Source organism: Streptomyces sp. NPDC088706, from assembly GCF_044752765.1.
In the GTDB taxonomy this organism is placed as follows: Bacteria; Actinomycetota; Actinomycetes; order Streptomycetales; family Streptomycetaceae; genus Streptomyces.
This window is the reverse complement of record NZ_JBIVLW010000003.1, coordinates 92,654-110,560: the sequence shown is the minus strand read 5'-3', so window position 1 is coordinate 110,560 and position 17,907 is coordinate 92,654. Positions and strand designations below refer to the sequence as shown.

Sequence of the window (17,907 nt, the reverse complement as noted above, 5' to 3'; positions counted from 1 at the left end):
GGCTCCGACGGGACGGTGCTGAGCGCGTCGGGGACCGTGCCGGGCACCGCAGCCCGTGCCCTCCGGCCCGACGCCCGTGCCCCCCGGCCCGAGGTCCCTGCCCTCCGGCCCGAGGCTCGTGCCCTCCGACCCGCAGCCCGTGCCCTCCGACCCGTGGCCCGTGCCCCCCTGCCCGAGGCCCGTGTCCCCCGGCCCGAGGCCCCCGAAGTCCCCGACGTGGCCGAGCTGGTCGCCGAAGGGGTGCGGGCGCTGGCCGAGCGCGGGGCCCTGGCGTACTCCCACGACACCGGCGCGCACACCGCCCTGCTCTTCCCTCTGCACGCCGCCTTGCACGCCCTGCACGCCGGCGACCGCGCCGCCGCCCCTCTCCTCGCCGTCGTCACCCCCCGCCCCGTGGCCGGCGGGCTCGCCACGCTGCTGGCCGATGTGCTGATGCCGCTCTCGCTGTGCTGGGAGGCCGAGGCGGTCGAGCGCAAGCGGCGCCGGGTGGACCTCGCCGAGTCGCGAGGCCGGGAGGCGGTGCTGCACCTGCTGATGACGGGCCAGCTCTCCACCGCCCGCCAGGTGGCCGGTGCGCTGCGCCCCCGGCTCCCCGACCCCGTGCGGGTCTGTGTCGTGGAGTGCCCCGGGGACAGCCGGGACGAGGTGGCCCGGGTCTGCGTCGAGACGGACGGCGGGCGGTCCTGGATCGTGCGGTGCCCGGTCTACGCCCGCCACCTCATCGTGGTGATGCCGGCGGAGGAGGCGCCGGCGGGGACCGCCACCGACGAGGCCGTCGCCGCCCTTGTGGACGGCTGCGTGGTGGGCGTCAGCGAGCGGGTGCCGCTGGCCGACACCGCCACCGGCTACCGACAGGCCTTCCACGCCCTGGCCGTCGCCCGCGAACTCCCCGGCCGACACGTCCGGTTCGGCCACGCACCGGAGCCAGCGCTCGTCGTCGGCCCCGCCGGGCGGCAGTGGGCCGAGACCCTGCTCGCCCCACTCCTGACCCATGTGCCGCGCCGGGCCCAGGACCCCGGGAGCCAGGAGCTCGCGGCCACCGCCGCGTCCTGGCTGGCGTTCTCGTCGCACGCGACCGGCCACCTCAAGGTCCACCGCAACACCCTGGCCGCCCGCCTCAAGCTCATCGGCGAACTGCTCGGCCTGGACCTCCACCGGCTGGCCGACCAGGCGGCACTCGACCTGGCCCTGCGGATACGGGCCACCCCCGCCCCGGTCTGCACCCCGGACACCGCGGAGGCGGAGCGCACGGCTGGCCCCGGACGCGCGAACGGGGCGGCGCACGACCTCGATGAGGTCCTGCGCCGCCCCGCCGTCCAGGAGTGGGCCGCCCGCCAACTCGCCCCGCTCGCGGCCCTGGTGGGCGGCGCTCCGGCCGGTCCGGTCGGTCCGGTCGGTCCGGTCGGTCCGGCCGAGGAGACCCTGCGCGCCTGGCTGCGCTGCGAGGGCCGGCTCGGCCCGACAGCGGCCGAGCTGGGCATCTCCGTCCCCGGAGCCCGCAAGCGCCTCACCCGGCTGGAGACCGTGCTCCAGCGCTCGCTGCTGCGCCCCCCGAGCGCCCGCTACGACCTGTGGCTGGCGCTGCGGGCCCAGGACGTCAGGCCGTGAGCCCGCAGGAGCCGCCGGCCGTTGCTCCTGGCCGCTACTTCGTGAAGATGAAGTACTTCCAGGCCCCGTGCGTCGTGGAGTTGACCGAGTCGCCGGAGGAGCCGTTGATGTACGAGGAGCGCACGCGCATCTTGTAGCCGGTCTCGTGGGGGCCTTCGAGCGTCACGATCGACTTGCCGTTGGAGCCGAGCGGGAAGTAGTGCTGGCCCACGTCGTACCACTTGCCCTGGTAATTGACCTCAAGGCTCAACTTCTGCGCACGACCCTGGTAGTAGGTCATGGACGTGGTGAAGTCCGGGTTCTTCTTCTTGCTGTAGTACGCGTAGGTGGTCTTGCCGATCTTCGCCGTCCGGTAGTGCCTGGACAGCGTCGTGGAGACCTTGACCTGGGCGTACGCGGTCGACTTGACCGACTTCGGCGCGTACCGGCCGTCACCGGCGAACACGGCGGTCACCGTCGTGTCGCGCTTCATGGTGACCGTGGCGGACAGATTGCCCTGGGAGTTGACCTTGGCCTTCTTGATCAGCTTCTTCGGCTTGTCGGCGCCGAAGGGGTCGGCCCACAGCTCGACGACGCGGTTCTTGTGCGTCTTGCCGAGGGTCGCGGTGAAGGAGACGTTCTTGTCGTACGCGTGGAGCGACTTGTTCCGGTTGAGCTTCAGGGTGGTCGCGGCGCGGGAGACGGCGACGGAGGCGGTCGCGGAGGACTTGGTGTGCGAGGCGTCGCCCACGAACGCCACCTTGTAGGTCACCCTGCCACCGGTCGGCGGCGTGTCCTTGAAGGTGTAGAAGCCCTTGGCGTCGACCTTGGCGGAACCGATCGCCTTGCCCTTGGGGGACTCCAGGTCCGTTCGGGTCACGGCCAGCTGCGTGCCCGAGGGCAGCGGCAGGCTCGCGCTGGTACGGCCGCTGCCCGTGAGGGCCTTGGCCCGGGTCGCCTTGGCCGGAGCGCTCGCCGTGGTCGTGGTGACGTACGAGCGGGGCGCCGTGAGCATCGTCATCGGGGTCGTCGAGCCGCTGTGCGCGTCGTGCAGGGCGAACAGCTTGCTGCCGTCGGGCGACCAGTGCAGACCACGCTCGGCGAGCCCGGTGGTGTCGTGCAGATTGCGCGTGCTGCCCGGCTGGCCCGACCCCCGTGTGTACACGTACAGGTCCGGGTCCTCGAACCAGTCGGCCGTGCCGGTCGCCACCGTGCCGTCGGGGGCCACCGCGACGCTGGCGCCCTGCCCCGGGCCGGGGAAGGTCCGCAGCTCCGCGAGGTCGCTGAGCCGGTACTCCGCGACGGACGGGCCGCGCCGGCCCGCCACGATGATGTTCGCGCCGTCCGGGGTGAAGTCGACGTCGTTGACGAAGCCGCCCTTGCCCTCGTGGAGGCGGATGGCGGGGACGCCGGTGGTGATGTCGTAGATCACGATCGGACCGGAGCTGATCCCGCTGTCGACGGCGACGAGCGTCCCGGGAGCCAGCGGGTCGGTGTGGAGCGTGGGCGGCGTCGACCAGTCGAAGCCCGCTCCCTGGTCGAGGGCCACCACCGGCTCGGCACCGGTCAGGTCCACCGAGCCGAGGGCCGAGTCCCAGCTCCGGCCGTGCCCGAACCAGAGCCGCCCGTCGGCGTAGGCGACCGTGGACGGCTCGGTGCCCTGGCCGGTCGGGTACTGCGCCGTCACGCGCAGCGTGGCGGTGTCGACGGCCACGATCTTGTCGGCGCCCGGTACGGCCGCGTACACGGTGGCCGCGTCCGGGCTGAGAGCGAGGTCCGTCACCTGCGGCAGACCCGGGATGGTGGCGAGCGTCCGCCCGGTGAAGTCGATGGCGACGATCTTGCCCGAGCTGCGGTCGCTGAGGAACAGCCGCTGATGGACACCGTCCAGCACGGAGTCCGAAAGCCACGTGACCGGAACGTCGACCCGGCTGTCGGCGGCGGCCGGGCTCGCCACCCCGCCGACCAGCACGACGGAACTGAAGAGGACCGCGAACGCCGTCGCGGTCGAAATTCTGCGCGTACGCACAGTTACTGATACCCCCACGGTATGAAGGGGCCGCGCGTCACCCCAGGTGAGAGCAACCAAGGGGCGCGGCCCGGATCGCAGAATAAGGCATGCCACCGACAGGGCAACGCGCTTTGCGCGCCCCTCCGCCCGGCCCTGCTCTCCCCCGGGCCGGCGTCCCTAGGGCGCGGACCGTACGCCGCCCGGCCTGCGGTCCGCCGGCAGTGCGCAGGCCGGGGAGCCGCCGGGCAGGCGGGTGCGGTTGGCGGCGACGAGCCGGTAGACGCCGTGGGCGATCCACCGCACCGGAGGCAGGGTGAGCAGCCCGCCCAGCCAGGCCCACCCCCCACCGGCGCTCAGCAGCAACTTGGCGACGGCCTGCGCGCCCCCGTACACCGTCCCGAGCGGCGAGACCCACAGCACCTCGTGCTCGGCCCGCTCCTGGGTGACGCCGAGGCCATCCAGGTCGGCGAACTGCCACGGGGTGACGGTGCATCGAGGCCGCACCCAACGGGTCACGAGGGTGACGGAGGTGGTGCAGAAGGCGCAGTCGCCGTCGTAGACGAGGACGGGCCGAGCGGGCACGCTCAGTCCGCCCAGGTGACGAAGGCGGACCAGGCGTCGGGCGCGACGGCGACGGCGGGCCCGTCGGTGACCTTGGAGTCACGGACGTGGACGGAGTGGGGGCAGGCGGCGACCTCGACGCACTTGCCGCCGCTGGCGTTGCTGTAGGAGGACTTACGCCAGTCGAAGGCGACCTCGATGCACTCGCCGCCGCTGCCGCTGCTGTAGCTGGACTTGAACCACCGGAGGGTGCTGCTCATTCCTTCACTCCTGCCAACCGCATGATGAGGTCCAGCGATTCACGAGGACCCAGGGCCTGTGACCGGATCTTCGCATAGCGCTGAGCGTAGGTGCTCACCTTTGCCGGGTCACTGATCAGCAGGCTCTCGTCCTGCGGCTCCAGATAGACGAGATGTTCATGCTCCGGAGTCTCCAGCAGGCTCATCGAGCCGCGATCACCCGCGTACTCTCCATACTTCCCAGCATCCATAGGCAGCACCAGCAGCGTGACATTACGCCGCCGGGCGCACTCCACGAGATGGAGCAGCTGCTCCCGCATGATCTCCTCGCTGCCGATGACGCGGCGCAGGACGGCCTCGTCGATGATGATTTCGATCATCGGAAGCGGATCCCGGTCGAAGAGGGCCGCGCGCGCCATGCGCAGCTGCACCAGCTCCTCGACACGCTCGTCGGAGAGCGGCGGATACGAGCCACCGATGAGCGCTCGCGCGTACGCCTCCGTCTGGAAGAGCCCGTGGATGACGTTGGCGGCGAACAGCTGGAGACTGATCGCGGCCTGCTCCAGCAGCGCGTAGTCCTGGAACTGCTCAGGCAGCCGTTCCATCCGCATGTACAGCCGCGCCGTCTCGAAGACCTCGCTGCCTTCGCTCAGGACGCGCTTCAGCGCCACCAGCATCGCGTCACTGGCGGGTTGTGCGCACGTCTCCATGGCGCTGACGGCAGCCGCCGAGTAGCCGAGCTCGTCCCCCAGCCGGTCCTGCGACCAGTCCCGCTGGACGCGCAGCATGCGCGTCACTTTGGCCACCAGCTTCGCCGCCGGACTGGCCGTTTCCTTGTTCTCCGCACTGGCCATGACGTGATCTCTTTTCGACTCAACCGAACTCAACCGGTCACTACGCGATGTGGCTGAAATCAACTGCCCAACAGCGAAGTTCGCCCAGGTCAACGGGTGTGCGACGCCCCTCGCCAGTCGTAGAGAACGCTAGGTGATCAGGGTCACAATCGCCCTGTGAATGCACTGAATGGTGAACGCAATATCGGTTGGGTCCCGGACCACGGATTCCAACTCCGCAAGGCGGGCGTGCAATTCGACGCCGTCCGCGTCGACGGCGAGGCCGGGCGGCGGCTGGCGGACCTGATGGAGGAGTTGGTCGGGGGAGAGCCCGGCCCGGTGGTGACCGAGGCGAACGGGCGACGCGGGGTCTACTTCTTCGTACCGCCGGGCTCGACCGCGCACCGCTGCTGGCCGCGCGAGGTGACGATCCTGAACGCGACCAGGAACCGGGTGAGTTACGTACCCGTCCCGGCCCTGGACGGCCGGACCTGGCCGCTGGCGTGGCGGTACCCGCCGACGGGTCCGTCGCGCTTCGTCCACACGTTGATTCTGATCAACGCGGTGGCCTATCTGTTCCGTTGAGACGCGCGGCCACGGTCGAGAGGCCCTCAGGCCAGTGGGGTCCACCCGGGGCCGTGCGGGTCGTCGCCGGCGAAGACGTGGTGGGTGTCGGCGGTGAGGTGCAGGCCGAAGTCGTACATCCCAGGTGCACCGCGCTCTTCCCACGCGCTCCAGGCCCGGGTTGCCTCGTCAACCAGATTGCGTTCCCCGCCGTGGCGTGCGGTCACCCCGGCACTCGTCTGTTCGAGGACGGCCCAGGAGGAGCAGCCGTCACTGAGCCAGGCCGCTTGTGTGTCGCCCCCGGTCCGGGTGTCGATCTGCACGTCCGGCAACAGCACGCGCAGCGCGAACAGCACATCGGGGCGGGACAGCGTCTGCAACGGCCTGGGAAACGCGGCCGGTAGGCCCCTGCCTCCGGCTCGTACACGGTCGAATGGCGACGGCAGGCGCCCGCTGCGACGGCTGGGCATGAAGCGGGCCGGAGCCTGCATCCACCCGGTCGCCGACGCCCGGTCCTCCGCCACGGTGAGCGCGACGCACCCGGTGTGCCCCCAGGGGGTGACGATGCGGCCGCCCGAGCGGGTGCGCTCCACCCACGTCCAGGGCACGTGGTCCACGGCGTAGGTGGAGATGACCCGGTCGAAGGCCTCACCCTCCGGCAACTGGGCATCGCCGTCACCGGTGATGACCCGGGCCCGGCGGTCGGCCGCCTCGACGCGTCGGCGGGCACGGGCGGCGAGTTCGACGTCGACCTCGATGCTGGTCACCTCGTCGGCGCGCTCGGCGAGCAGAGCGGCGTTCCAGCCGGAGCCGGTGCCCAGTTCGAGCACCCGGTGCCCCGGCTCCAGGACGAGTGAGTCCAGCATCGTGGCCACGATGGCGGAGCACGAGATGCTGGACGTCGGCATGTCGTCGGTGACCTGAGTGACCGTCGATCCGTAGGGACCTGGGTAGACCTCGGCCGTCCACGCCTCGGGTACCTCGGCCCGGCGCACCGCCTCGTACCGCTCACCTGTCCAGGCCCAAACGGTCTCGGGGGCGAAGCGGTCCCGGGGCACGGACTCCATGGCCTTGCGGACCCAGGGCGAGTCCGCAGGCCACAGGTCGGCTTCGGCCATCGCGGACAGCAGGCGCAGGCGACGATCCTCCAACACGCGGGCTACTTCCGACGGGTGCCGGTGGGCGGGGGAGAGGGCGGGACCTGCCCGTCCGAGTTGCCGGGCGGTGGCTTGCCCTGCGACGGGTCCGGTGCCGGCTTGCCGTGCGTGCCCATGATGGCCTCCAGGACAGATGCGTCTACAGACGTCTTATCGTCCCGCGCTGTGCACACTCTGCGGAGGTAATTGGCACAATTGGCCGAAACCGTCCGTTATTCGCGGGTGTTTCATGCCGGGGCGGTGATCCGGGCGATCGCCTCGACCGTCAGGGCGCGGTCGTGCGGTTCGGTCTCCAGGGCGCGGTGGATGGACAGGCCCTCGATGAGGGCGTCGAGCTGACGGGCGGTCGGGGCGTCGAAGTGCCATTCCAGGGCGCGCCGGCTGCGGCTCATCCACGCGCGGGTGAGCTCGCGGTAGGCCGGTTCGCGGGCGGCGAGGGTGTAGAGCTCGTGGGTGAGGATCAGCTCGCGCTGGTTGCCGCTGGAGAGGTGGTGGACGAGGTCGGCGACGGCCTCGCGGGCCTCGTCCGGAGAGCCGGCGGCGCCGAGGCGCTCCTCGAAGACGGCGACGATCGTGCCGGAGAACCGGGTGAACGCCTCGTGGAGCAGCTGGTCCCTGCCGGAGAAGTGGTACGTCATCGAGCCGAGCGGCACGCCCGCGCGGGCGGCGACCTTGCGGTGCGAGAGCCCCGCGACGCCCTCGTCGACGATGACGTCCAGCGCCGCGTCGATGATGCGGTCCCGCCGGTCGGGGTCGGTGCGCCCTGTCGCCACCCGGCGCCTCCTCGTTCGGCCTGGTACCTGCTCGCAGCATAGAGCGCGAGGCGGGGGACGGGATCACGCCTCTGCCGGGGCGGGGACCGGCTCACCTCCGCCCGCGAGGGGAGGCGGCACTGGGGGAGATGAGGAGTGTACGGACGTACGTCTCAGGCGTACGATCGTACGCTCAACCTCCCGTCACCTCCGCCACCTCCCGTCACCTCCCGTCACCTCCGCCACCTCCCGTCTGCCGAGGCACCGTACTGATGAACGTCATGCCGGCCATGGACGCCCGCACCCGCCGCTGTCGCGCCGCGCTCTTCCTCTTCATGCTCGCCACCGGGGTGAGCATGGCGTCCTGGGTGGCCAGGACGCCCGCCGTACGGGACGCGCTGGACGTGTCCACCGGCTCGATGGGCCTGGTGCTGTTCGGGCTCTCGATCGGCTCGATGGCGGGCGTGCTGGTCTCCGGCGGCCTCGTGCGCAGGCACGGCGGACGGCGCGTGATCGCGGTCGGTGCGGGGCTGCTCGTCGCCGGGCTGCTGGTCATCGCGGTGGGTGCGGCGCTGGAGGTGTCCGGCGGGGTGTTCGCCGGTCTGGCGCTGTTCGGGGCCGGGATGGGGCTCGCGGAGGTGGCGTTCAACATCGAGGGCGCGGCCGTGGAGCGGACCGTGGGGCGCCCGGTCCTGCCGGTGCTGCACGGCTGCTTCAGCCTCGGCACGGTGGTGGGCGCGCTGCTGGGGATGGGGCTGACGGCGATACGGTTCCCGGTCGGCTGGCACCTGGCGTCGGTGGCCGTGGCGGTGGCGGCGGCCGGGGTGTGGACCGTACGGGGGGTCCCGGCGGGCACGGGGCGTGAGGACGCGGAGTCCGAGGACGCTCACGGGGAGCGGGCCGGGACCGGGACCGGCGGGTGGCGGGGGCAGGTGGCCGTCTGGAGCGACCGGCGGCTGGTGCTGATCGGGCTGATCGTGCTGGCCATGGCGTTCGCGGAGGGCTCCGCCAACGACTGGCTGCCGCTGCTGATGGTGGACGGCCACGGGACGAGTGCGACGGCGGGATCGCTGACGTTCATGCTGTTCGCGGTGGCGATGACGACGGGCCGGTTCACGGGCGGGCCGCTGCTGGTGCGGTTCGGTCCGGCCGCCGTGGTCCGGGCGAGCGCGCTCGTGGCGGCGGCGGGCGTGGCGCTGGTGGTCTTCTCGTCCAGCGCGCTGCTCGCCGGGGCGGCGGTCGTGCTGTGGGGGCTCGGTGCCTCGCTGGGGTTCCCGGTGACGATCTCGGCGGCGGGGGAGGGGGAGGGGGACGCTTCGGCCCGGGTCGCGGCGGTCTCGACGGCGGGCTACGCGGCGTTCCTGGTCGGCCCGCCCTCGCTGGGCTTCCTGGCCGACCAGGTGGGGCTGCGGGCGGCGATGATCGTGGTGCTGGTGCTGCTGGGGGGTGCTGCGCTGATCACGGGGGCGCTGCGACGGACGGGCTCGTCGGCCGAGGTGCCGTCCGCTCAGTCCGACCTGGTGTAGATCAGGCTCTCGCCCGAACCGGTACGGGAACGCTGGAGGGTCCCGTCCGGGCGGAGGACCAGTTCGGTGGCCTCGCCGGGGGAGCAGGAGGAGATCGGTTCGCCGGAGGAGACCGTGGAGGGCCCGATGCGGACCGGGCCGCCCGCGGCGGGGCAGGCGGCCAGGGGCGCGGTGAACTCGCAGTGGTAGGTGGCGCCCGAGGCGAGAGGGCCCTCGGCGGTGAGGGAGAGGACCTGGTCGCCGGGGCCGCCCTGGCGGACGGTCAGCTTCCGGGTGGACGCGCCACCGTCGCCGGGGATGGAGGCGGTCCAGTTGCCCAGGTAGCCGTCGGGGAGGGCGTCCCCGGCGTCGGGCCCTGCCCCGTTTCCGGAGGCGGAGGCGGAGGGGGAGGGGGAGGGGGTGGTGGAGGTGGACGGGCCGGGGGCGGCCTTCCCTCCGGCTTCGCCGTTCATGAACGCGTACACGGACCCACCCGCCCCCAGTGCCACGACGACCGCGACGGCGACGAGCGCGACGGTGGCACCGGCGGAGCGGCGCGCGGGTACGGGGGCGGGGTCCAGGTCCGGGGCCGGGGTGAAGTAGGCGGGTGGGAGGGGGGTGTTGTCGGTGTTGTAGGCGGGGCCGGGGTGGGGGTCCTGGTGATGGCCCCTTGCCGGCGGGACCACTGGGGCGACCGGCGGCACCGGGGCCACTGGGGCGACCGGTGCTGGTGGGGTGATCGGGGTGGCCGGTGCCGCTGGGGCCACCGGTCCTGGTGGGGCGACCGGTCCCGGAGGGGTGATCGGGGTGACCGGTGCCGCTGGGGCCACCGAAGCCCCCGGGGCGACCGGCTGCACCGGGGCCTGCGGGTCTTCCGCGTCCAGCAACCCCACCGCGTGGCGGCCCAGTTGGGCGATGAGGGTGGCGGGGAGCCAGGGCTCGTCCGCCTGCGCCTCGCCGAGCCGGGACAGGAGCTCGTCGGGGGCGGGCCGGGCGGCCGGGTCCTTGGACAGGCAGTCCCGGACGACCCCGGCCAGCTCCGCCGGGACGCCGGTCAGATCCGGGTCCTGCTGGGTGATCCGGAACATCAGGGCGTGCACCCCGCCGCTCTCGGCCGTACCGAACGGGAGCCGGCCGGACGCCGCGTACGCGAGGACGGAGCCGAGGCAGAACACATCGCACGCGGTGGTCACGCGCTCGCCGCGCACCTGCTCCGGGGCCATGAACCCGGGTGAGCCGATCATCGCGCCGGTGCGGGTCAAGTCGCTGTCGGCCACGGACTCCAGGGCGCGGGCGATGCCGAAGTCGATGACCCGGGGGCCGTCGATGGTGAGCAGGACGTTGGACGGCTTCAGGTCGCGGTGGATGAGCCCGGCGCGGTGGATGTGCTGGAGGGCGTGGGCGAGCCCGGAGCCGAGGAGCTGGACGGAACGTATCGGCAGCGGGCCGTACGCCCCCGAGTCGATGAGGGGGGCGCCCGGGCGGCCGGAGACGACGCGGTGGAGGGAGGGGCATGGCCGGCGACGTAGATGGTGGCGACCCAGGGGACGGGGGCCTCGGTGTCGGAGTCCAGGACGGGGGCGGTCCAGGCGCCGCCGACCTGGTGCGCGGCGCGGACTTCCTGACGGAAGCGGGCGCGGAACTCGGGCTGTTCGGCGAGTTCGCGGCGGACGAGCTTGAGGGCGACGGTGCGGCCTCGGTCGGAGCGGGCGAGGAAGACCTGGCCCATGCCGCCTTCTCCCAGGCGGGCGAGGAGGCGGTACGCGCCGATGTGGTGCGGGTCGTCGGGCCCGAGCTTGTCCATGTGCGGTTCCTCCCCTGCGGCCCGCACGACAATAGCGCCGACGCCACGGGGGCCGGTCACCCCAGCCCGTCCGGCGTTCGGGGACGGAACCTCGGCTGGAGGGGGGCGGTGCGCACATCCAGCCGGTCCGGCGATCGGGGACGGAACCCTTGCCCGGTGGGGGCCCGCCTGAGTGCGCGGTTCCGCCGGAACGCCGCCCATGCCCGCGCACCGGACCCGTGCTCCCCGGCTCCGTCCTCAGACGCCGGACGGGCTTGAGGTGGAAGGGCCGGCGGTCACCTTCTCCACCGCCACCGACAACCGCTCCAGCACCCGCACCGCCTCCGCGAACCCCTCCGGCCCCAGCTCCTCCGTCAGCCGCGCGGCGAACTCCGCGTGCGCCGGGTCGATCTGGGACACCGCGTCCCGCCCCGCCCCCGTCACCCGCAACAGCTTCGCCCGGCGGTGGGCCGGGTTCTCGACGTACTCCGCCAGCCCCCGCCCCACCAGCAGGTCGGCGATCCGCTGCACGCTCTGCCGGGTGATCCCCATCGCCCGCGCGATCCCCGCCACCGGCAACGGCTCCGGCAGCACCGCCCCCAGCACCTGCCACCAGGCCGCCGTCAGCCCACCCGGCCTGGCCAACTCGTCGGCCACCGACAGGAACTGCCCGTTCAGCCGGAACACCGTCAGCGCGGCCCGGCTCAACAGGTCCTGCCGGACCCGCACGTCCTGCGCACCCGCACCCTCACTCACCCTCGTCCTCACCCTCACCCTCCAGCACCTCGTACGCGCTCGCGTCGGAGCCATGGAACAGCCGGTACCACGCGTCCAGCTTCTTGGGCCCGTACACCCCGAGCAGTCCGAACACCTCCCGCGCGAACGCCACCGGCTCCGTCGGCCCGGCCGTGATCAGCCCGCCGTCCGTCACCGCGTCCGCGTCCACGTACCGCGCGCCACCCCCGTATCCCGTGGCCGCCAGGTAGAAGGAGACCGCGCTGGTGTGCGCCCGGTCGTCGAGGAGCCCCTCGCGGGCCAGCCCCGCCGTCGCCCCGCAGATCGCCGCCACCGGCACCCGGGCGTCGAGGAAGGCCCGCGCGGTCCGGGCGAACGGCGCCAGATCGTCCCTCGTGTCCCAGAGCGCCGCCCCGGGGAGCACGAGCAGCGCGCTGTCCTCGGGGCGCAGCTCCGCCAGCGCCAGATCGGGCTGGACGCGCATCCCGCCCATGGTGGTGACCGGCTCCCGCTCCGGCCCCACGGTCCGCACGGTGTAGCCGTTCTGCGCGAGGAAGGCGGTGGTGTACCCGGTCTCCCAGTCGGCGAGCGTGTCGTACACGGCGAGGTGGACGACGGTTCCGTTCGTGGTGCTGGTCATGACGACCTCCTGGAGTAGATGACAGAAGACTGTCATAACGACAGTGCACTGTCAAGCATTCCCGAACCGCCCGGACCGCCCGGACCGCCCGGACGCCCGGGGCACCCGAGGCACCCGGGCAACCCGGGCCGGGCAACCCGGGCCGGGCAACCCGGGCCGGGCCGCCCGGGCCACCCGACCCGACACCCTGCCGAACCCCGCGCCCCACGCCGTACAACATGGCCATGGAGAGCGCCCCCCACCAGCGCCTACGCTCCCCGCATGACCCCTCATGCCCCTCATGCCCCGTACGCCGACCCCGCGGCCGGTGCGGCCGTGAAGGCCGCGGACCGCGCGCACGTGTTCCACTCCTGGTCCGCCCAGGGCCTCATCGACCCGCTCGCCGTCGCCGGCGCCGAGGGGGCCTACTTCTGGGACTACGACGGCAACCGCTACCTCGACTTCACCAGCGGACTCGTCTACACGAACATCGGCTACCAGCACCCCACCGTGGTCGCCGCGATCCAGGAGCAGGCGGGCAAGCTCGCCACGTTCGCCCCCGCGTTCGCCGTCGAGGCGCGCTCCGAGGCCGCACGCCTCATCGCCGAGCGCACCCCTGGCGACCTGGACAAGATCTTCTTCACCAACGGCGGGGCGGAGGCCGTCGAGAACGCCATCCGCATGGCCCGGCTGCACACCGGCCGTACGAAGGTGCTCTCCGCCTACCGCTCGTACCACGGCGCCACCTCCACCGCGATCAACCTCACCGGCGACCCCCGCCGCTGGCCCTCCGACAACGGCTCGGCCGGCGTGGTCCGCTTCTGGGCGCCGTTCCTCTACCGCTCGCCGTTCTACGCGCAGACCGAGGCCGAGGAGTGCGCCCGCGCGCTCCAGCACCTGGAGGACACCCTCGCCTTCGAGGGCCCGTCCACCATCGCCGCGATCATCCTGGAGACCATCCCGGGCACCGCCGGCATCATGACCCCGCCGCCGGGCTACCTCGCGGGCGTCCGCGAGATCTGCGACCGGTACGGGATCGTCTTCGTGCTGGACGAGGTCATGGCCGGGTTCGGCCGGACCGGCGCCTGGTTCGCCGCCGACCACTTCGACGTCGTACCGGACCTGCTGACGTTCGCGAAGGGCGTCAACTCCGGTTACGTACCGCTCGGCGGAGTCGCCATCGGTGCGGAGATCGCCGCGACCTTCGAGACCCGCCCCTACCCCGGCGGCCTCACCTACTCCGGTCACCCGCTGGCCTGCGCGGCCGCCGTCGCCACCATCGGCGTGATGGAGGACGAGAAGGTCATCGAGAACGCGGCCCGGATCGGGGAGACCGTCCTCGGCCCCGGCCTGCGCGAACTGGCCGAGCGCCACCCCTCGGTCGGCGAGGTCCGCGGCCTCGGCGCGTTCTGGGCGCTGGAGCTGGTCCGCGACCGGGAGACCCGCGAGCCGCTCGTCCCGTACAACGCCTCGGGCGAGGCGAACGCCCCGATGGCCGCCTTCGGGGCGGCGGCGAAGAAGCAGGGCCTGTGGCCGTTCATCAACATGAACCGCACCCACGCCGTCCCCGCCTGCAACGTCACGGAGGCCGAGGCGAAGGAGGGCCTGGCGGCGCTGGACATCGCGCTCGCGGCCGCTGACGAGCACACCGTGTAAGCGTCCGGCCACCCTCACGGACATCCAGCGCGTCCGCCGTGCCCGAAATCGGGCACGGCGGACGCGCTGCCTTAAGGTGACCCGAGCCGCAACACGGCGGAACACCGCTGACGAACGGGAAGGGTCATCCATGGGTCCGAGCGGAGGTGTGACCCGCAGTACGCTGCGCCAGCAGATAGCCGACGCGCTGCGCGACGAAGTGCTGGCCGGGCGGCTCCGCCCGGGCCGGGAGTTCACCGTCAAGCAGATCGCGGAACAGTACGGGGTCTCCGCGACGCCCGTCCGCGAGGCGCTCTTCGACCTCTCCGCGCAGGGTCTGCTCGCCTCGGACCAGCACCGCGGCTTCCAGGTCCGCGAGTTCACGATCCGGGACTACCGGGCGATGGTCGAGGCCCGCTTGCTCGTCGTCGAGGGCATCTTCCGCAGTCCCGCCGACCAGGTCGCCGTCCGGCCCGAGGCGCTCGCCCCGATCCGGCGCCGGGCCCTGGAGGCCGTCCGCGCGGCGAAGGGCGGCGATCTCGACGTACTGATCGGGTACGACCTGCGCTTCTGGCGGGAGATCGGGGCCTTCGTCCTCAACCCGTACATCACCGCCTTCCTCGCCAGACTCCGCGTCCAGGCCTGGGTCTTCACCGTGCACCGGCTGCGCGGCGAGCACGCGGACGAGCATGTGCTGTGGTTCGGCCACGAGGAGCTGGTCGAGGCGATCGCCGCCGGTGACCGTGACCGGGTGCTCGCGGCGATGCAGTCGTACTACGCCCACGCGCTGGCCTGGGCGGACCACCTGGAGGCCCGGGGGGCACCGGAGGCCGGGGAGACCCGGGAGCCTTCGCGGGAGTAGGACGCATGCCCCGTGCCGGGGCACTGTGCGCGGGGTTCGCCCCGCATTACGCTGTTGCGACGAGCGCCGAACCCGTGGGAGAGCGAGACTTCGTGGCCTGTGACCTGTGGCTGGTCCCCCTCGTCGATGTGCTGTGCCACAGCCCCGACAATCCGTTCGCCGAAGAGATCGCCGTCTACGACAGGGCGCTGAACGACGCGGGCCTGCCCCCCGTCCCCGTCTTCGCCTACATGCCGGGCCTCAACGGGGACGTGGCCCCGGTGGCGGGCTTCGACTACGACGCCCTGCACTTCCTGCGCCGCGCCTACCTGCTCCAGCTGAGCGGCCTCGCCGTCACCCCGGTCGAGGGGCTGGGCGGTGACTACGAGCAGCTGCTGGAGATGTTCGAGCAGACCGCGCGGCAGTCGCACCTGGTCTGGCACTACGACCACGCCGGGGCGTACGTCCCGGTCGACTTCGCGGCCCCGCTCTCGAACGACGCGCTGCTGGAGGGCGGCGGCCCGCTGGGCTCCGCGCACGGCCTGCTCCGGGAGCTGGAGTACGTGGCCCCGTCCATCGGCATCGACCCGGCCAACCCGCCGGCCGCCCCCCAGCCGCCCCCGGGCCCCACGGCCCTGGAGGAACCGGCGGCCCAGGTCCCGTACGACGACAGCCCGTTCGCCAGGGAACGCCACGTCTGGCTGGGCCTGCACGCGGCGGCGACCCGCTCCCTGGCGCAGGGCTCGATGATCATCTTCAGCTGACGCCCGCCCGCCGGCCCGAACTCCAGCTCGCCCGCACCCACCCGGGCTGGTCCGGCGTTCGAGGCCGGCCCCCTACCGCGGCGCCTCCGGGGGCCGCTGCCGGGGCATGTTCGGCCGGGCGACGACGGACGGCACGGAGAACCGTCCCGGCAGCCCCCCCGGCTCGGCCCGCGCCCCCGCGGTCCCCGACACCAACGCCTGCGTCCCCATGGGCGCGGGCCCCGCCCGGAACTCCACCATCCAGTCCGCCGTCTCCGACCGCACGAGCTCCGTGATGTCCTCGGAGAACCGCCGCAGCACCCCAAGGCACCGCTCGGCCGCCTCGCTGGCCGTCCCCTCGGTGGGCCCGAGCGTCTCCCGTACGCACTCCGACGCCCAGTCGAACTGGAGCACCTGGAGCCGCCGCTGCACGGCCTGCGCGGTGGCGAGGTTCCTTATCCAGCCGGAGGTGAGGCCGAAGTACCGGTCGCAGGCCATACACGCGGCGCCCAGCAGCAGCGAGAGATACCCCCACCCCGCCGACCCGCTCAACGTGCCGGTCAGGTCCAGCAGTGGCAGCGAGGCCCCGGCGACGACCCCGGCGGCGGTGCCCAGCCGCAGCGCCCTGGCCCCCCGGCGCTTCCACACCCGGTCCTCGAGATACCAGTCCGCGGTGGCCAGGGCGCCCGTCTCGACCCAGCGGTAGAGCTCGTCGAGCCGTTCGGCGGGCTCGCCCCAGTCCCCGAGGGGGAAGGGCCGCCCGGTCAGATCGTGCCCGCCGGCCCCGAACCCGGGGGCTCCGAACCCGCCGGCCCCACCGCCCCGGGAGTCTGAAGCGGAACGTTCCGCTCCGCTCTCACCGGAACCCGCGTCGGACTCCTTGCGGGGCGGCCCCTCGGGCTGCATCTCCGGCTGGCTCACCGGGGCACTCCTCTGCACTCTGACGGACGGGACGAACGCTCGGGACTTCCCCATGGGTAACTCTGCGTCACCACGCATGTGCGCACGTGTATCGATGTGCATCCTCTTCCTACCGCCGAATGGTGGGCTGCGGAGTCGAAATCGCGGGATTCCCGCCTGTGCGGGGCCGCTGGTCAGGTATAGGAGTCATCACGGCGGTCTCCGAATCTCACCCGAAAGAGTTGGTCCCCGGCGGGTGAAGCGCGGTGACCGGGGACCACGTAGGCTCGGCTTGACCGAAACATTTGTCGACGAAATGCCAGGAGTGACCGTGATTCCCGGTGGTGGCCAGCCCGATATGCAGCAGTTGCTCCAGCAGGCCCAGAAGATGCAGCAGGACCTCGCCCAGGCTCAGGAGGAGCTGGCGCGGACCGAGGTCGACGGACAGGCGGGCGGAGGCCTCGTGAAGGCCACCGTCAACGGCTCCGGCGAGCTGCGGGCCCTGGTGATCGACCCGAAGGCCGTGGACCCGGAGGACACCGAGACGCTCGCCGACCTCGTGGTGGCGGCCGTCCAGGCGGCCAACGAGAACGCGCAGACCCTCCAGCAGGAGAAGCTCGGCCCGCTGGCCCAGGGCCTGGGCGGCGGCGGCTCCATCCCGGGCCTGCCGTTCTGATCCTGCCGTTCCGATCAGGCCGAGGGGCCTACTGGTACCGACCCGTACCCACTACGGTACGGAGCAGGAAGCGAAGAAAGGCGTTCCGTTGTACGAAGGCGTTGTTCAGGACCTCATCGACGAACTGGGCAGGCTGCCCGGCGTCGGTCCCAAGAGCGCGCAGCGGATCGCCTTCCACATCCTGCAGACCGAGCCCACCGACGTACGCCGCCTCGCCCATGCCCTCCTGGAGGTCAAGGACAAGGTCCGGTTCTGCGCCGTGTGCGGCAACGTCGCCCAGCAGGAGCAGTGCGGGATCTGCCGCGATCCGCGCCGCGACCGGAGCGTCATCTGTGTGGTCGAGGAGCCGAAGGACGTCGTGGCGATCGAGCGGACGCGCGAGTTCCGCGGCCGGTACCACGTCCTGGGCGGGGCGATCAGCCCCATCGAGGGCGTCGGCCCGGACGACCTGCGCATCCGCGAGCTGCTGGCCCGGCTCGCCGACGGCTCCATCACGGAGCTGATCCTGGCGACCGACCCCAACCTGGAGGGCGAGGCCACCGCGACGTACCTGGCGCGGATGGTCAAGCCGATGGGCCTCAGGGTGACCCGGCTGGCCAGCGGCCTGCCGGTCGGCGGCGACCTGGAGTACGCCGACGAGGTCACGCTGGGCCGCGCGTTCGAGGGGAGGCGGCTGCTGGATGTCTGATGCCACCGCGGTACGCCCCCGGCGCCGGCTCCTCGCCCCGCCGCCCGCTTCGCCGTCCGCTCCACCGTCTCTGTGACC

17 protein-coding genes and 1 pseudogene are annotated in these 17,907 nt (G+C 72.6%); 8 read left to right on the top strand and 10 right to left on the bottom strand.

All coding sequences use genetic code 11. The annotated features are described in order from the left end of the window. Positions 1–153 precede the first annotated feature (153 nt). Entirely contained in the window at positions 154–1,608 is a 1,455-nt protein-coding gene (locus ACIQAK_RS09980; protein WP_366388887.1) for a helix-turn-helix domain-containing protein, read from the top strand. 34 nt (positions 1,609–1,642) lie between these two features. Here ACIQAK_RS09980 and ACIQAK_RS09975 read toward each other — a convergent pair whose 3' ends face one another. From ACIQAK_RS09975 to ACIQAK_RS09960, 4 genes are all read right to left on the bottom strand, one after another. After that, a complete protein-coding gene (locus tag ACIQAK_RS09975; protein WP_366388888.1) occupies positions 1,643–3,616 on the bottom strand; it encodes an Ig-like domain repeat protein in 1,974 nt (657 codons plus the stop codon). A gap of 159 nt (positions 3,617–3,775) precedes the next feature. Continuing rightward, entirely contained in the window at positions 3,776–4,180 is a 405-nt protein-coding gene (locus ACIQAK_RS09970) for a DCC1-like thiol-disulfide oxidoreductase family protein (protein ID WP_366388889.1), read from the bottom strand. A gap of 2 nt (positions 4,181–4,182) precedes the next feature. After that, positions 4,183–4,419 (bottom strand): DUF397 domain-containing protein, encoded by a 237-nt coding sequence (locus ACIQAK_RS09965; RefSeq protein WP_366388890.1) that lies wholly within the window; start codon positions 4,417–4,419, stop codon positions 4,183–4,185. After that, complete coding sequence (locus tag ACIQAK_RS09960; protein WP_366388891.1) at positions 4,416–5,252, bottom strand: DUF5753 domain-containing protein; 837 nt, start codon at positions 5,250–5,252, stop codon at positions 4,416–4,418. The genes ACIQAK_RS09965 and ACIQAK_RS09960 overlap by 4 nt, the downstream gene beginning before the upstream one ends. A 156-nt stretch (positions 5,253–5,408) precedes the next feature. On the opposite strand from ACIQAK_RS09960, the gene ACIQAK_RS09955 reads away from it, so the two are divergent. Next, on the top strand, positions 5,409–5,816 hold the full coding sequence (locus tag ACIQAK_RS09955; protein WP_366388892.1) for a hypothetical protein: 408 nt from the start codon (positions 5,409–5,411) through the stop codon (positions 5,814–5,816). A 26-nt stretch (positions 5,817–5,842) separates the two neighbouring features. Here ACIQAK_RS09955 and ACIQAK_RS09950 read toward each other — a convergent pair whose 3' ends face one another. Together ACIQAK_RS09950 and ACIQAK_RS09945 are read right to left on the bottom strand one after the other, a co-directional pair. Further along, positions 5,843–6,949: a methyltransferase domain-containing protein gene (locus ACIQAK_RS09950; RefSeq protein WP_366388893.1), complete on the bottom strand. Its 1,107-nt coding sequence runs from the start codon at positions 6,947–6,949 to the stop codon at positions 5,843–5,845. A gap of 230 nt (positions 6,950–7,179) precedes the next feature. Next, positions 7,180–7,725: a TetR family transcriptional regulator gene (locus ACIQAK_RS09945; protein WP_366388894.1), complete on the bottom strand. Its 546-nt coding sequence runs from the start codon at positions 7,723–7,725 to the stop codon at positions 7,180–7,182. 251 nt (positions 7,726–7,976) lie between these two features. Here ACIQAK_RS09945 and ACIQAK_RS09940 point away from each other — a divergent pair, with 251 nt between their 5' ends. After that, positions 7,977–9,230, top strand: a complete 1,254-nt coding sequence (locus tag ACIQAK_RS09940) for an MFS transporter (RefSeq protein ID WP_366388895.1) — start codon at positions 7,977–7,979, stop codon at positions 9,228–9,230. Here ACIQAK_RS09940 and ACIQAK_RS09935 read toward each other — a convergent pair. The 3 genes and pseudogenes from ACIQAK_RS09935 to ACIQAK_RS09925 form a co-directional block, all read right to left on the bottom strand. Further along, positions 9,212–11,013: pseudogene (locus ACIQAK_RS09935) on the bottom strand (serine/threonine-protein kinase). The gene ACIQAK_RS09940 and the pseudogene ACIQAK_RS09935 sit on opposite strands and share 19 nt — an antisense overlap. 237 nt (positions 11,014–11,250) lie before the next feature. Further along, positions 11,251–11,748 carry a MarR family transcriptional regulator gene (locus ACIQAK_RS09930; RefSeq protein ID WP_366388896.1) on the bottom strand — a complete coding sequence of 166 codons (498 nt, stop codon included), beginning with the start codon at positions 11,746–11,748 and terminating at the stop codon, positions 11,251–11,253. Beyond that, positions 11,741–12,367, bottom strand: coding sequence for a type 1 glutamine amidotransferase family protein (locus ACIQAK_RS09925; protein WP_366388897.1), 627 nt, complete (start codon positions 12,365–12,367; stop codon positions 11,741–11,743). Before ACIQAK_RS09925 ends, ACIQAK_RS09930 begins: the two co-directional genes overlap by 8 nt. Before the next feature lie 261 nt (positions 12,368–12,628). On the opposite strand from ACIQAK_RS09925, the gene ACIQAK_RS09920 reads away from it, so the two are divergent. The 3 genes from ACIQAK_RS09920 (at position 12,629) to ACIQAK_RS09910 (ending at position 15,586) form a co-directional block, all read left to right on the top strand. Further along, complete coding sequence (locus ACIQAK_RS09920; RefSeq protein ID WP_366388898.1) at positions 12,629–14,002, top strand: aspartate aminotransferase family protein; 1,374 nt, start codon at positions 12,629–12,631, stop codon at positions 14,000–14,002. A gap of 130 nt (positions 14,003–14,132) precedes the next feature. After that, positions 14,133–14,843, top strand: coding sequence for a GntR family transcriptional regulator (locus tag ACIQAK_RS09915; RefSeq protein ID WP_366388899.1), 711 nt, complete (start codon positions 14,133–14,135; stop codon positions 14,841–14,843). A 92-nt stretch (positions 14,844–14,935) separates the two neighbouring features. Then, entirely contained in the window at positions 14,936–15,586 is a 651-nt protein-coding gene (locus tag ACIQAK_RS09910) for a hypothetical protein (protein ID WP_366388979.1), read from the top strand. A gap of 72 nt (positions 15,587–15,658) precedes the next feature. On the opposite strand, the gene ACIQAK_RS09905 is transcribed toward ACIQAK_RS09910, so the two are convergent. Then, complete coding sequence (locus ACIQAK_RS09905) at positions 15,659–16,486, bottom strand: SLATT domain-containing protein (protein ID WP_366388900.1); 828 nt, start codon at positions 16,484–16,486, stop codon at positions 15,659–15,661. A gap of 310 nt (positions 16,487–16,796) precedes the next feature. Between ACIQAK_RS09905 and ACIQAK_RS09900 the strand changes: the two genes are divergently transcribed. Both ACIQAK_RS09900 and recR read left to right on the top strand, forming a co-directional pair. After that, positions 16,797–17,141, top strand: a complete 345-nt coding sequence (locus tag ACIQAK_RS09900; RefSeq protein WP_366388901.1) for a YbaB/EbfC family nucleoid-associated protein — start codon at positions 16,797–16,799, stop codon at positions 17,139–17,141. A gap of 88 nt (positions 17,142–17,229) precedes the next feature. Then, positions 17,230–17,829, top strand: coding sequence for a recombination mediator RecR (gene recR, locus ACIQAK_RS09895; protein ID WP_366388902.1), 600 nt, complete (start codon positions 17,230–17,232; stop codon positions 17,827–17,829). Positions 17,830–17,907: the final 78 nt, after the last annotated feature.

Excerpts from the sequence above, each read along its gene's own strand:
- ACIQAK_RS09920 (WP_366388898.1), top strand. The coding sequence starts at position 12,629 with ATGACCCCTCATGCCCCTCATGCCCCGTACGCCGACCCCGCGGCCGGT.
- ACIQAK_RS09940 (WP_366388895.1), top strand. The coding sequence starts at position 7,977 with ATGAACGTCATGCCGGCCATGGACGCCCGCACCCGCCGCTGTCGCGCC.
- ACIQAK_RS09915 (WP_366388899.1), top strand. The coding sequence starts at position 14,133 with ATGGGTCCGAGCGGAGGTGTGACCCGCAGTACGCTGCGCCAGCAGATA.
- ACIQAK_RS09965 (WP_366388890.1), bottom strand. The coding sequence starts at position 4,419 with ATGAGCAGCACCCTCCGGTGGTTCAAGTCCAGCTACAGCAGCGGCAGC.
- ACIQAK_RS09925 (WP_366388897.1), bottom strand. The coding sequence starts at position 12,367 with ATGACCAGCACCACGAACGGAACCGTCGTCCACCTCGCCGTGTACGAC.
- ACIQAK_RS09960 (WP_366388891.1), bottom strand. The coding sequence starts at position 5,252 with ATGGCCAGTGCGGAGAACAAGGAAACGGCCAGTCCGGCGGCGAAGCTG.